Annotated in this window: 13 protein-coding genes; 9 read left to right on the top strand and 4 right to left on the bottom strand. The window is 66.6% G+C overall.

The window, feature by feature from the left end:
• Positions 1 to 154 precede the first annotated feature (154 nt).
• From NFG58_RS13230 to NFG58_RS13190, 9 genes are all read left to right on the top strand, one after another.
• Positions 155 to 925 (top strand): HyaD/HybD family hydrogenase maturation endopeptidase, encoded by a 771-nt coding sequence (locus NFG58_RS13230; RefSeq protein ID WP_348826705.1) that lies wholly within the window; start codon positions 155 to 157, stop codon positions 923 to 925.
• 7 nt (positions 926 to 932) lie between these two features.
• Positions 933 to 1,262, top strand: a complete 330-nt coding sequence (gene hypC, locus NFG58_RS13225) for a HypC/HybG/HupF family hydrogenase formation chaperone (RefSeq protein WP_348826704.1) — start codon at positions 933 to 935, stop codon at positions 1,260 to 1,262.
• Between the two features lie 71 nt (positions 1,263 to 1,333).
• Positions 1,334 to 1,744, top strand: coding sequence for a hypothetical protein (locus tag NFG58_RS13220; RefSeq protein WP_348826703.1), 411 nt, complete (start codon positions 1,334 to 1,336; stop codon positions 1,742 to 1,744).
• Complete coding sequence (locus NFG58_RS13215) at positions 1,741 to 2,583, top strand: hydrogenase expression/formation protein (RefSeq protein WP_348826702.1); 843 nt, start codon at positions 1,741 to 1,743, stop codon at positions 2,581 to 2,583. The genes NFG58_RS13220 and NFG58_RS13215 overlap by 4 nt, the downstream gene beginning before the upstream one ends.
• Positions 2,580 to 3,566, top strand: a complete 987-nt coding sequence (hybE, locus tag NFG58_RS13210; protein ID WP_348826701.1) for a [NiFe]-hydrogenase assembly chaperone HybE — start codon at positions 2,580 to 2,582, stop codon at positions 3,564 to 3,566. The genes NFG58_RS13215 and hybE overlap by 4 nt, the downstream gene beginning before the upstream one ends.
• The gene (locus NFG58_RS13205; RefSeq protein WP_348826700.1) at positions 3,563 to 4,654 is read left to right on the top strand and encodes a hypothetical protein; all 1,092 of its coding nucleotides are present in this window, start codon (positions 3,563 to 3,565) and stop codon (positions 4,652 to 4,654) included. The genes hybE and NFG58_RS13205 overlap by 4 nt, the downstream gene beginning before the upstream one ends.
• Entirely contained in the window at positions 4,642 to 4,983 is a 342-nt protein-coding gene (gene hypA, locus NFG58_RS13200; RefSeq protein WP_108132930.1) for a hydrogenase maturation nickel metallochaperone HypA, read from the top strand. Before NFG58_RS13205 ends, hypA begins: the two co-directional genes overlap by 13 nt.
• The gene (hypB, locus tag NFG58_RS13195) at positions 4,983 to 6,011 is read left to right on the top strand and encodes a hydrogenase nickel incorporation protein HypB (RefSeq protein ID WP_348826699.1); all 1,029 of its coding nucleotides are present in this window, start codon (positions 4,983 to 4,985) and stop codon (positions 6,009 to 6,011) included. Before hypA ends, hypB begins: the two co-directional genes overlap by 1 nt.
• An 8-nt stretch (positions 6,012 to 6,019) precedes the next feature.
• Positions 6,020 to 7,585, top strand: coding sequence for a sigma-54 dependent transcriptional regulator (locus tag NFG58_RS13190; RefSeq protein WP_348826698.1), 1,566 nt, complete (start codon positions 6,020 to 6,022; stop codon positions 7,583 to 7,585).
• A gap of 54 nt (positions 7,586 to 7,639) precedes the next feature.
• Here the strand turns inward: NFG58_RS13190 and hypE are convergent, their stop codons facing one another.
• From hypE to hypF, 4 genes are read right to left on the bottom strand one after another with little or no spacing between them, the layout of a single operon-like run.
• The gene (gene hypE / locus NFG58_RS13185) at positions 7,640 to 8,695 is read right to left on the bottom strand and encodes a hydrogenase expression/formation protein HypE (RefSeq protein ID WP_348826697.1); all 1,056 of its coding nucleotides are present in this window, start codon (positions 8,693 to 8,695) and stop codon (positions 7,640 to 7,642) included.
• Positions 8,692 to 9,843, bottom strand: a complete 1,152-nt coding sequence (gene hypD, locus NFG58_RS13180) for a hydrogenase formation protein HypD (protein ID WP_348826696.1) — start codon at positions 9,841 to 9,843, stop codon at positions 8,692 to 8,694. Before hypD ends, hypE begins: the two co-directional genes overlap by 4 nt.
• Positions 9,840 to 10,130 (bottom strand): HypC/HybG/HupF family hydrogenase formation chaperone, encoded by a 291-nt coding sequence (locus NFG58_RS13175; protein WP_045994052.1) that lies wholly within the window; start codon positions 10,128 to 10,130, stop codon positions 9,840 to 9,842. The genes hypD and NFG58_RS13175 overlap by 4 nt, the downstream gene beginning before the upstream one ends.
• Complete coding sequence (hypF, locus tag NFG58_RS13170) at positions 10,090 to 12,852, bottom strand: carbamoyltransferase HypF (protein ID WP_348826695.1); 2,763 nt, start codon at positions 12,850 to 12,852, stop codon at positions 10,090 to 10,092. Before hypF ends, NFG58_RS13175 begins: the two co-directional genes overlap by 41 nt.
• Between the last annotated feature and the right edge of the window lie 484 nt (positions 12,853 to 13,336).

The following is a 13,336-nucleotide window of genomic DNA, read 5'->3' as shown; positions in this document are numbered from 1 at the left end:
ATCCAGGAGTCAGACGAAGAGCGAGCCGCTGAAAGAGGCGAAGAAGGAACAAGGAACAAGGAAAGAAGGAACAAGGAAAGAATGAAGAACGAGACGCAGGATAAAGCCAACTAAAGTAGCGCAGGCAGATATTCGGCGCAGCGAAGGAGCCGGCATGAAGACGGATGATCACGAGGCGACGCCATCGATTCTGGTGCTGGGTATCGGCAATGTGCTGTGGGCCGACGAGGGCTTCGGGGTCCGGGCGGTGGAGGCGCTTCACCAGCGCTATACGTTTGCCGAGGCGGTGACCGTGATGGATGGCGGCACCCAGGGACTCTACCTGCTGCCCTACGTGCAGTCCTGCGAGTGCCTGCTGGTCATCGATGCCATCGACTACGGCCTGGCCCCGGGCAGTGTGCATGTAGTGCGCGATGACGCGGTGCCGAGTTTCATGGGCGCCAAGAAGATGTCGCTGCACCAGACCGGCTTTCAGGAGGTGCTGGCGGCGGCGCAGCTGCTCGGCTGGCAGCCACAGCGGGTGATGCTGGTCGGTGTTCAGCCCTCGGTGCTGGACGATTATGGTGGCTCGCTGCGACCGGAGATCGCCGCGCGAATCGATGAGGTGATCCGCCTGGTGGTCGATGAGCTGGCGTCCTGGGGCGCAAGGCCTGAGCTTCGCTCTCAACAAAGCCCCGAACACGGCTCTCAACACAGCCCCGGATACAGCCGCGATCACCAGGCCCCCATCGCCGAACTGGCGCCTTCGGCGCTCGCCCTTCACCACTACGAAAATCTGCGTCCTTCACCACGTGATGCCTGCCGTGTGGGTGATCCGCGCTTTCTGGCGAGGGACCTTGGTCATCCTGACGGGGCGCACGGCGACCCGTCTCGCGAGGCGGGAAGCGAGCGGGATGGTGTAGCCGACAGCGTTGCGAAGGAGTAGCCGCGATATGTGCATTGGCATTCCCATGCGGGTGCTTGAGGCCAGCGGGACGCTCGCCATCTGTGTCAGCGACGGAGCAGAGGATCGACAAGAGGTCGATATTTCCCTGGTCGAGGCGGTGAGCCCCGGCGATTGGCTGCTGGTATTTCTGGGAGCGGCGCGCCGGGTGCTGGAGGCCGATGAGGCGCTGCGCATCAGCGACGCGCTAAGGGCCATGGCCATGGCGGCCGAGGCAGGGACGGTCGAGGCGGGACTGTTTGCAGACCTGGAGCAGGGCGAACCCCGCCTGCCGCCGCATCTGGAGGCGGCGCGCAAGGCGGGTGCCTCCACCGGCTGAGTACGCCACGGGTAACAACGCAAGCGGGTGATCGACAACACAAGCGAGTGAGCGACTAGGGAGTCACGCCAATGACGGGGCCATTGCACCGGCTGATCAATGAACTGGACTATCCCTGCCTCGCCGGGGAGGAACTGGCGGCCTTCGTGACGGGGTCAGGCACACGGGTGCTGTTTCTCAGTGGCGATCCGGCCACCAACCTCGAGACCAACGATGTGGCCGCCATTCTGCCGGAGCTGGTCAAGGCCTTCCCGGGCCGCTTCAAGCCCGCAGTGGTGGATCGCGCGGAAGAAGACGCCACCCGCGAACGCTTTCAGGTGTGGCCGGTGCCTTCACTGTTGTTTTTCCAGGACGGGCGGATGACCGGTGTGATCTCGAAGGTGCGCGACTGGGACGACTACCTGGGCGAGATCCACGCCATTCTGCAAGGGACGTCTGCCAGCGCCAATATCATCGCTCGCGACGGGAGTGTTCGAACATGACCCAGGGATTCATGCCGTCATCGCCGGGTATCGGGCCTGGCAGCCAGCCCGAGGAGGCCGTGCTCGATTACCTGCCGATGCCATCGGGAATGAGCACCTTTCAGCCGAGCTTTCCCGAGGTGGAGGACCCCGAGCGCATCCGGCCGGCGCTGGATGCCCTCAGCGCTCTGGCCGACAGGGCCGCCCAGTGGACGCCGGAGGGCGGCAACCTGGTGGTCGAGCTGCCGTCGCTCGATGCCGAGAATCGCAAGGCGCTGGCCGATGCACTGGGTGAGGGTGAGGTCGCGATCAAGGTCGGTGGCAAGGATGCCGTCGAGATTCAGGAGTCGGTCTTCGCCGGTCTGTGGCGGGTGACGTCCCGGGATGTGGATCACGCCACGGGCAGTGTGCGGGAACATATCGAGATCGGCGTGGTGCCCCTGGCGGTGGTGCAATGCCGCCAGCAGCGCATCTTCTGCCCGCCGGAGGCCGGCCAGGGTGTGGTCAACGGGCCCTTTATCGTCTCGGAGCTGATCGAGCGCTGCGAGGAGCGTGTCCCGGGTGGCGAGCCTTATGCCATCAACCTGTCGCTGTTGCCCCATACCCCGGAGGATCTGGCCTATCTGGACGAGGCGCTGGGTCGGGGCGAGGTCACCATCCTGTCGCGGGGCTACGGCAACTGTCGTATCGACAGCACCGCCCTCGATCACGTCTGGCGGGTGCGCTACTTCAATTCCCAGGACTCGCTGATTCTGGACGTCATCGAAGTCTCCGATGTGCCCGAGGTGGCCTGCGCGGCGGCCGAAGACATCGCCGATTCGGTGATTCGACTCAAGCAGGTAGTGGAGGCGATGGCGTGACGGCACGATTCGAAGGTTCGTTTCTCGGAGACCTGGCGCGCCTGGACGACGCCGCCCGGCTCGAGTGCAAGATCTGCTGGTACTGCTATGACCCGGCCGTCGGTGACGCCGTTCGTCAGGTCGAGCCGGGGACGCCATTCTCGGCGCTGCCCCAGGACTGGCGCTGCCCCCAGTGCGACGGTGAGCGCAACCAGTTTATGGTGCTGGATGATCGGCAGGGCGTCGGGGGGGCGGCCGCCCCGCCCGCCACACCTGCCACACCCGCCGCGGCTGCGAGGGCCGATATGGGCGCCGTCAAGCGACTGGTCGAGACCTTTCGCGAGATCCAGACCACCGGCATGAAGGATTCCCCCTTCAACAATCTGTCGCTGCACGTCGAGGCGGTGGGGTTTATCCCCTGGGAGGGCGGGCTGCTGGGCATCCTGGTCGCGCCCTGGCTGATGAATCTGGTGGTGATCCCAGGTCCCGATGACGACGCCCAGCGCCTGCGTCCCGGCGACAAGCGGGTCTACTCCTTTGCCTCCGGCGACTACGAATTCATCTTCAATACCCGGGTACCGGTGGGCGCCTTCCTGGCCTGTTCGCTGTTTTCCGACATGAGCGAGTTTGCAAGCCAGGCCTACGCCACCGAGGTGGCGCGCGCCGCCATGGAGGCGCTGTTTGATCCTGCCCACCGCGCCGAGACGGATCGCCACGCCGATATCGCCGCGCTGAGCGTGGCCGGGGAGGAGGGTATCGCCGGGGCAGATGCTGACGCTGACGCTGTGGCTAAAAGCACCGCGGCGCCCTCGGCCGACCCCGAACCCCTAGGCAGCGATGGTGAAGCTGGCGTAAGCCAGTGGTCTCCCCCGGCGCCTGGGCTCGAGTCACGGCGAGACTTCCTGACCGGGCGCACGTCGAGCACCGCTGCCGGCACCAAAGCCTCCCCCAGCAGCGCAGCCTCCTTGGATTCTGCGTCAGGGGACGAGGACGAGTCGTCATGATGCCGACGCTGATCATCAGCCACGGTCACGGCCACAACCCCGGGGGCGAGCCGGGGTTTCGCGTGAGTCAGCGAGGACGGATGCCGACTCAGTGGCTGATCGATCGAAATCGTCACGAGGCGATGACCATGGTGGGGTGTCTCTACAACCTGTGCGCCGCTGCCCAGAGCGCCGCGGCAGCCAAGGCCATGGACCTGCCGCTTGCCCCTGACTGCCACCGCCATATCCAGCTCGAGACCCTGCGCGAGCATGGCCTGGTCATGCTGCGGGACTGGCCGGGGGTGCTGGGCATGGCGATGGACGCCGACTCCCTGAAGGGGCTGGCGGGGCTTTCGCTGACCACGCTGGAGGTGCTGGAGGCGCGGGTGTTTGCCGGGTCGGCCGAGCGCGCACTGGAGGATATCGAGGCGTGGCTCGAGCGAGCGCCGAGTCGGCCCGCCGAGGTGCTGCGCCAGGTCGCCGACTGGCCGCGGGAGTTCGGGAGAATCGCTGTGGCGGACGATCCTACCTTCGTGGGTCGCGTGGCCGGGCATGCGTCGCTAGGCGGCGTCATCGCGCGGGATGGTTGGAGCCTGTATGCGCGGATGCTGGCGCGGCTGGTGGAGGTGGCGCAGTTGATAGTTGCGCTGCGCGCCGGCGCTGGCAACTGCACCGCTGGGGATAGCAGCGATGCCGGCAAGCCACGCTGCGGGCGCGCCGCCGATGGCAGCGGCTGGGCCGAGGCCGCCCGGGGACGCCTGGTGCATCGGGTGGCGTGCCGCGACGACCGCGTCGTCGACTACCACATCATCACCCCGACCGACGCCATGCTCGACGGTGCTGTCGGCCCCGATGGCGAGCGGCAACATGGCTTCCTTTCCCGCTTGCTGGAATCCGCCCACGGCCAGGGCGAGTGCCATGGCTACAGTCATGGCCTCAGTGATGGCGACAACCAGGCCCGGCAGCGGGTGGCGATGGCGCTGAGCTGTGCTGATCCCTGTCTGCCGGTGGTGTGGCAGGAGTCGAGTGAAGCGCTGTGCCAGGCGCCTTCGCAGGCGCCATACCGGAAGGCAGGGCCGCCCAAGGGGAGGTCATCATGCACGAATTGAGCCTGTGTCAGAGCATCGTCGAACTGATCGAGGAGCAGGCCAGTGTCCAGGCGTTCGAGAAGGTGACCCGGGTGTGTCTCGAGATAGGGGCCTTGTCCTGCGTCGAGCCCGAGGCCCTGGCGTTCGGTTTCGATCTATCCACCCGTGGCTCCGTCGCCGAAGGGGCGACGCTGGACATCGTCAACATACCGGCCACGGCCTGGTGTTTCGGTTGCAATCGCACGGTGGATATTGCCCAGCGTGGCGACGATTGCCCCCTGTGTTCCAGCGCCCGTCTGCACGTGACCGGCGGAGAGGAACTTCGCGTCAAGGAACTGGAGGTTGTCTGATGTGTACCGTCTTCGGATGCGCCGAAAGTGGTGACCAGAGTCACGCCCATCATCACGAGCACGAGCATGCTCATTCCCATGCCCACCCCCACACTCACTCCCATGCTCACCCCCACACTCACTCCCATGCTCACCCTCATTCGCACGAGCACGAGCACGAGCACGACCACGACCACGACCACGCCCACTCTCATGAGCATGTGCACGCCCATGTTCATTCCCATGACCACGGCGACCACCCTGGCGCTGCCGAGCCGGATGCCTCGCCGCATCTGGACTGTGGTGCGGGGCCGGCCGGGGTCGAGGTGGCGGGAATGTCGCAGCGCCGTCTGGTGGAGATCGAGACCAACATCCTGGCGCGCAATGACGCCATCGCCGAGGGCAATCGGCGGCGCCTCGAGGCCGACGGCGTGCTGGCGCTGAATCTGGTGTCGAGCCCGGGTTCCGGCAAGACCACGCTGCTGGTCGACACCATCCGTCGGCTTGGTGCCGAGGGAGTGGCGGTGATCGAGGGCGACCAGCAGACCGCCAATGACGCCCGGCGCATTCGCGAGACCGGGGTGCCGGCGCTGCAGGTCAATACCGGCAAGGGCTGCCATCTCGACGCCTCCATGGTCGAACGGGCGCTGCCCCAGGTAAGCCCGCCCGGGCTCGGCCTGTTGTTTATCGAGAATGTGGGCAACCTGGTGTGTCCGGCGGGCTTCGATCTGGGCGAGGACGCCAAGGTGGTGATCCTGTCGGTGACCGAAGGAGAGGACAAGCCGCTCAAGTACCCACACATGTTCGCCGCCGCCTCACTGATGCTGCTGAGCAAGGTCGATCTGGCGCCCCATGTCGACTTCGACATGGACGCCTGCGAAGCCTACGCCCGTCGGATCAATCCCGAACTCGAGATCCTGCGGCTGTCGGCCACCAGCGGTGAGGGCATGGACGCCTGGCTCGACTGGATCGACGCACGCCGTGAGGCGCTCAGGCAGCGTGCCTTGAGCCGGGCGCGCCAGCACCTTGCCATGCTCGAGCAGCGCTAGGGGTCGCCATGTCCACCTTGGTCGAGGGTCCGCTGTTCGATGGACGGGGTGTTGCCGCCGAGTCGCTGCCCAGTGTGCTGGTGGTCGGTGCCGCCAGCGAGCGAATCGGCTCGCTTGAGGACGTCACGCAAGGGCGCCTGGAGTGCCTGAGGGCGACGCACTGGGAAGAGGCTCGGGCGCTGCTGGTGTCCGAGTGGGTCGGGCTGGTGATTGTCGAGCTTGCACCTGAGGGCGACGCCGCCAGGGGTGCGGGACTGTCCCCTGACGGTGGCTGGGCCAGGGAACTGGCCCATCGCTGGCCCGAGGTGCAGTGTCTGGTGATCGCCGATCATGGGCCCACCTCGGTCGGTGACTGGCCCGAGGCGTTTCACCTGCTTTGTCGCCGCAGTCCGGTCGAGGTGGTGGCGCGAACCATCGACGTCGTCCTGCGTCAGTATCAGCTCGAGCGGGAGTGTCGGCGGCTGCGCGCGGAGCGTGCCCTGTACCAGCCGACCGTTCAGGCGCGGCTGGCGGCCCACCGCCGGCGGATGCGCGAGGCGGGGGGCTTCGAGACGATCATCCGGGCGCCGGGGTCACCGCTGGATCCGCTGTGCGACATGGCGGCGCGCATCGCCGGCTTCGACGTGCCGGTCCTGGTGACAGGAGAGAGCGGCACCGGCAAGGAGTTGATGGCCCGGGCTATCCACGCCAGCAGCCTGCGCTCGGAGATGCCTTTCTACGCCCTGGACTGCGGCGCGGTGACCGATGAACTGCTGGAGAGCGAGCTGTTCGGCCACTGCAAGGGGGCCTTCACCGGGGCGAGTTCAAGCCGCGTCGGACTGCTGGAGCGGGCCCACGAGGGCACCCTGCTGCTGGACGAGATCGGTGATACCTCCAGCGCCTTTCAGCTGCGCCTGTTGCGCTTTCTGCAGGAGGGTGAGTTGCGCCCGGTGGGTTCCAACGAGGTGCGTCAGCTGGATGTTCGGGTCATCGCCGCGACCAACCGGGATCTGATGGCCGAGGTGGCGGCGGGACGCTTCCGGGAGGACCTCTACCATCGCCTGACGGTGGCCCCGGTTCAGTTGCCACCGCTGCGCGATCGCGCCTGTGATATCGCGGCCCTGGCCGAGGTACTGCTGGCGCGGATCGCTTCCCGCCACGGGGTCAGGGTCGGCAGCTTCACCGATGCGGCGATGGCGTGTCTGTGCGCCTACGCCTGGCCCGGCAATGTGCGCGAGCTGGAAAACCAGATCACCCGCATGGTGATGCTGGCGACCGGCGAGAAGCTTGGTGTCGAACTGCTGGCGCCGCACCTGCGAACCGATGAATGGCGTCAGGCGACAGTCGAGCGGCGCCAGGACCTGCCTGAGCCGCCGAAAGCGAATACGACAGCCGATCCGGTCGAGGACGACGAGGACGCCGGCACCCTGCGCGAACGGGTCGAACGCCTGGAGGCGAGCTGCCTGGCCCGGGCGCTCGAGCGTCATGGCGGCAACAAGTCGCGTACCGCCAGTGAACTGGGGCTATCGCGCATCGGCCTGAGGGCCAAGCTGCAACGCTACGGGATCGGCGAGGCGGCCGGCGATCCCGAATAGGCAGAGATGTGGACTCGGCCCGGCGCAGACCACCATCAGCGTGTCAGCACCGCATCAGCAGATGCGCGGTAGCTGCTCTCCCACCAGCATGTCGACGATACGCTGGCCACCGAAGCCGGTGCGCAGCGTCACCCGTCCCGGTTTGCCGTCCAGCGCCTGACCGATGATCGCGGCTTCCTTTCCCAGCGGATGCCCGCGCAGGGCGGCCAGGGCCGCCTCGGCCTGAGCCGCGGGCACCACCGCCACCAGCTTGCCTTCGTTGGCCAGGTACAGTGGGTCCAGCCCCAGTATCTCGCACATCCCCCGGACCTCCTTGCGCAGCGGCAGGGCCAGGTCGTCGAGTTCGATGGCAAGCCTGGAGGCCTCGGCCATCTCGTTGAGCACCGTGGCGACGCCGCCCCGGGTGGCGTCACGCAGGCAGCGGGTCTCGGGGGCGGCGGTCAGCAGCGTCTCGATCAGGCCATTGAGGGAGGCGCAGTCGCTCTCAAGGTCGGTGTCCAGCGACAGGTCGCCACGGGCCGCCAGGATGGCGGCACCGTGATCGCCGAGCCAGCCGTTGACGATGATCACGTCGTCGGCCTGGATGCGCTCGATACCGAGCTTACGCTCGGCGGGAATGACGCCGATGCCGGTGGTGGTGATAAAGACGCCGTCGCAGGCCCCGCGCTCGACCACCTTGGTGTCACCTGTGACGATCTCGACGCCGGCCTCGCGGGCGGCTGCGGCCATGGAGCGGGCGATGCGCCTCAGGTCATCGATCGGCAGGCCTTCTTCCAGGATCACCGCGCAGGACAGGTAGCGGGGATGGGCACCCCCCACGGCCAGGTCGTTGACGGTGCCGCACACCGCCAGCTTGCCGATGTCGCCACCGGGAAAGAACAGCGGGTCGACCACGAAGCCGTCGGTGGTCATGGCCAGTCGGTCGCCCAGGCATGCCAGCTCGGCCAGTTCCAGCCGCGCCTGGTCCTCGAGCACCTCGGGAAGCGCGGTGAATTCTCTGACGAAGACGTCATCGATCAGGTCCTTCATGGCCTTGCCGCCGCCTCCGTGGGCCTGGGTCACCGCGCGGGCGGCAAGGGTGGGAAGCTGTCGTCGTGTCGTATTGCTCATGATTCGGCCTGGCTTGTGCTGTGGTTCGGGCTATCGACGTTGCCCCCGCCGTACTGATAGTAGGCGGCGCAGGCGCCTTCGCTGGAGACCATCAGCGCGCCCCGGGGTTGATCCGGTGTGCAACGCTTGCCGAACAGCTCGCACTGCCAGGGCTTGAGGTTGCCGGTGAGCACGTCACCACAGCGGCAGTTGTCCGGGTCGGCTACCTGCTGGTTGGGGACGGCGAACTTGCGTTCGGCATCGAAGGCACCATAGGAATCCTTGATCTGGACACCTGACTCTGCGATCGATCCAAGCCCGCGCCACTCGCAGCTCTCGCGGGGCTCGTAGACCCGATGGAAGGCCTCCAGCGCGGTGAGGTTGCCGTCGCTGGTCACCAGACGCTGGTACTGGTTTTCGACCTCGGCGCGGCCATCGTGGAGCTGGCGAACGACCATCAGCAGCGACTGCAGGATATCCAGGGGCTCGAAGCCGGAGACCACCACCGGGCAGCCGTAGCGCTCGGCGATGAAGCGGTAGGGGTCGGTGCCGATGATCATCGACACGTGTCCCGGCCCGAGGAAGCCATCCAGGCGATGGTCAGGATTGTCGAGGATCGCCTGTAACGTCGGGATGATGGTGATGTGGTTGCAGAAGACCGAGAAGTTGCCGACCCCTTCGCGCTCGGCCTGGGCGATGGTCAGGGCGGTGGAGGGAATGGTGGTCTCGAAGCCCAGGCCAAAGAACACCACCTCCCGATCCGGATGCTTGCGCGCCAGTGCCAGGGCGTCGGTGGGGGAGTAGACGATGCGCACGTCGGCGCCGTCGGCCTTGGCCTGCATCAGGCTCTTGCGTGAGCCGGGAACCCGGATGGCGTCGCCGAAGGTGGCGAGGATCACCTCGGGACGCTCGGCGATGGCGACGCAGTCATCGACGCGCCCCATCGGCAGCACGCACACCGGGCAGCCGGGGCCGTGAATCAGCTCCAGTTCCGGCGGCAGCATGGCCTCCAGCCCATAGTGGAAGATCGCGTGGGTGTGGCCGCCACAGACCTCCATGATGCGCACCGGGCCGCCGCGCTGCTCGGCCAGGCGGGCGACCAGGGTGGTGATGTGTTCGAGGATCTGCCGGGCGCGGGCGTGATCGCGGAATTCGTCGATGAATTTCATGAAGAGACCTCCTGGTCGCCGGTCAAGGTCAGAGCGTCGAACTCGTGGGTGTCGCCCAGTTCGTCCAGCAGTTCGAGGGTGCGCGCCGCAGCCTCGGCGTCGATACGGTTCAGAGCGAAGCCCACATGGACCAGTACCCAGTCGCCCACGCAGCGTTCGGGCGGGTGGTCGTCATCGACGATGCAGGCGATGTTGATCTGGCGTCGGACCCCGCTCACGTCCACCGTGGCGAGCCGCGCGTCGGCGTCATCGAGGGAAATGATCTGTCCTGGAATTCCCAGACACATGGGCGGTCTCCTGTGTGTTATTGGATGCCGTGGTGGCGGTAATGACAGTGGCAATGGAGGGAGCGGTTGTTGTTGTCGAGATCGTCGAAGTTGCTGAGGTTGCCGCGATTGCTGAGGTTGCCGCGATTGCTGAGGTTGCCGCGATTGCTGAGGTTGCCGAGGTCGCCGAGGTCGCCGAGGTCCGACGATCCGACGCCTGGTGGGAGGCCAGCGGATGCCGCCGCGCCGCCGCGATCAGCGCCTGGCCCAGGGCGATGCCGCCGTCGTTGGCGGGTACCTGGCGGTGGGTCAGCACCTGAACAGGCAGGGGTGCGAGGCACTTAAGCGTCAGTTCCAGCAGGGTGCGGTTGTGAAAGCAGCCACCGCTCAGCGCGACGGTCTTGACGTTGCGCGTGCTGGAGAGTCGCCGGGCATTGTCGTTAGAGACTTCGTCACGTGCGTCGTCCTGCATGTCGCCATCGACGTCGCCCAGCATCTCGCCAACGACCTCGCCAAGCCCCTTGGCCAGTCCCAGATGAAAGCGCGCCGCGATCAGCGTGGGGTCCTTGCCGACGGCCAGGTCGTCAAACAGCGCCGTCCACATCGGTGCCGGATCGAGGATCCGGTGACCGCCTTGCTCCCTGTGAAGGGCGAAGGGATAGGGCGCAATGGCGCCAGACGTGCATGACGTAGGCGGCGGAGTTTGAGTCAGCGCGCGGGCGGCCAGGGCTTCCAGGGCCATGGCCGCTTCGCCTTCGTGGTGCTGGCGATCGAAGCACAGCTCCAGGGCGGCGGCGACGGCGTCGAACAGGCGCCCGCAGGAGGAGGCGAGGGGGCTGTTGATCCTGGCCTCGATCATCCCGCTGAGGGTGTCGATCGGCTTCTGCTGCAGTCGCTTGAGTACGCCAAGGTTGGGGTGGCGGCGCTTCAGGGCGGCAAGGCCGGGACCGGCGATGAGCTGCGCCAAGAGGTTGCGCCAGGGCTCGCGGGAGGCGGCGCCGGCCCCCGGCATGGCCACGGACTTGAGCGAGCCCAACCGCTGGCAATGGCGATAATCCGCCAGCAGGAACTCACCGCCCCACAGGCCGTCATTCTCGCCAAGGCCCAGGCCGTCCAGGGCGATACCCAGTACTGGAGCGGCGTCGCGAGGATAGCCGTTGTCGGCCAGACAGGCGGCGATATGGGCGTGGTGATGGCCAATGGCATCGAGTGGCAGGCCGGCGTCGTCGGCCATGTGACGAGCCATGCCGCTGGTACGGTAGTCCGGGTGAGTGTCGCAGGCCAGCCAGGCGGGACGGTGGTCGTAAAGCGTCAGGAAGTCGTCAAGATTGCGTTCGTAGTCGTCGAGGGTGGCGGCGTCGTCCAGGTCACCCTGATGCGGCGACAGGATCGCGCGCTGGCCATCCACCAGGCAGAAGGTGGCCTTCTGTTGCGGACCCAGGGCAAGCCCCGGCGAGATGTCCTCGAAGCCAGGCGGCAGCGGCAGTGATGCCGGGGCGTAGCCCCTGGCACGACGCAGCATGCGCACCTTGCCGGCGGCCAGCTGTACCAGGCTGTCGTCGATGCGCCGGGCGATGGCGCGGTCGTGGGTGAGGGCATGACTGGCGATCGTCGAAAGGCTGTCGCCGAGTTCATCATCGTCGATCAGCTGGGGCTCGCCGGAGACGTTGCCGCTGGTCATCACGATGGGAAAGGGCAGCCGCTGGCACAGCAGCACGTGCAAGGGGGTCGACGGCAGCATCACGCCGAGTCGGTCGAGCCCCGGGGCCAGGGCCTCGGCGAGTGGCCGGCCTGGGGCATCGTCGCGGCGCCGCTCGAGCAGCACGATGGGTGCGGCGGCTGAGCAGAGTGCCTGTTGTTCGAGCTCATCGAGCCGGCAGTAGCGCCTGACCATCTCCAGGTCTTTGGCCATCAACGCCAGCGGTCGGGTGGGGCGATGCTTGAGTCGTCGCAGGCGCTCGAGGGCCTCGGTGCTGGTGGCGTCGCAGGCAAGCTGGTAGCCGCCGAGCCCCTTGATGGCGAGGATCTGGCCCTGGCGGATCAGCGCTGCGGCCTGGTCGATGGGAGCCTCAATGGCGGGGGGGGGGTGAGCGTCGATGGCGTCTTCGCCCGCCAGCCAGGGCCCGCCGTCAAGCGCCACCAGACGCACCTGTGGCCCGCAGGCCGGACAGGCGATGGGTTCGGCATGAAAGCGACGGTCGCCGGGATCCAGATATTCGGCGCGACAGCACTCGCATAGCGCAAAGTCAGCCATGGTGGTGGCCGCCCGGTCGTAGGGCATGTCACGAATGATCGACAGGCGTGGGCCACAGTGGGTGCAGTTGGTCAGGGCGTAGCCGGAGCGTCGCTGGTGCTGGCTCAGTATTTCTTCTGTGCAGGCTGCGCAGATGGCGGCGTCCACGGCGATATCGGTGCGCGTTGCGCCCTCGAGACTATCGACGATGGTGAAGCCGACTCGGTGCAGCGGTGCCAGGCCCGAGCGAACCTCGATGTCGGTGATCTGTGCCAGTGGGGGCGGGTCGCGCTTGAGTTGTTCGATCAGGCTCTCGAGGCGTTCACTGGGGCCGGTTGCCCGGATCAGCACGCCTTCACCGTCGTTGAGCACCTCACCGACCAGCGCTAGCCGGTTGGCCAGTTGCCATACCGTCGGACGAAACCCCACACCCTGCACACAGCCGCGGACCCGGATTTCTACCGTGGTCTCTGGGGTGCATGGCGGTGTCGTGGGGGGGTGAATGGTCATGACGTCCAGCGGTGAAGAAAAGACCTGCCTGACTATTTCACAGCTATCGCAAGCCAAACTTGAGCTGTGACAACCTTCTACGACCACCATACCCCTCCCCGGGGGAGCCCCCGTGGCGCTTCTGTGCTGGTGTGAGCGGATGTGCCGCTTTCCTGACCCATCGTCAGATTGCCCTGGCGCTGCATTGCCGACTTGGCATTGGACGAGTACTGTATAAAATAACAGTATTCGGTATCTCGGCGTCCGCCCGGTAAGGCCAGGGCGTGGTCTAGAAACATGGGCCAGAAACCTGGGCCTGAAACCTGGACCAGAAATCTGGGCCTGAAACCTGGGCCGGGCTGGAGTATCTAGCGGGCCAGGAGCGCAGCTCAGCAGAGAACGCCTGCAGCGAACGCCAGCAGCAAACGCCAGCAGAGAAGGTCGGCAGAGCAGGCTAGTTGAGCAGACCAGTTGAGCAGGCCAAGAGCGGAGCGGGACAGGAGCG

Origin of the sequence: Halomonas sp. RT37 (assembly GCF_040070525.1) — a bacterium.
GTDB lineage: Bacteria > Pseudomonadota > Gammaproteobacteria > Pseudomonadales > Halomonadaceae > Halomonas > Halomonas litopenaei.
Note: the sequence above shows the minus strand (reverse complement) of the source record. Positions and strands in the feature narration are given on the sequence as shown.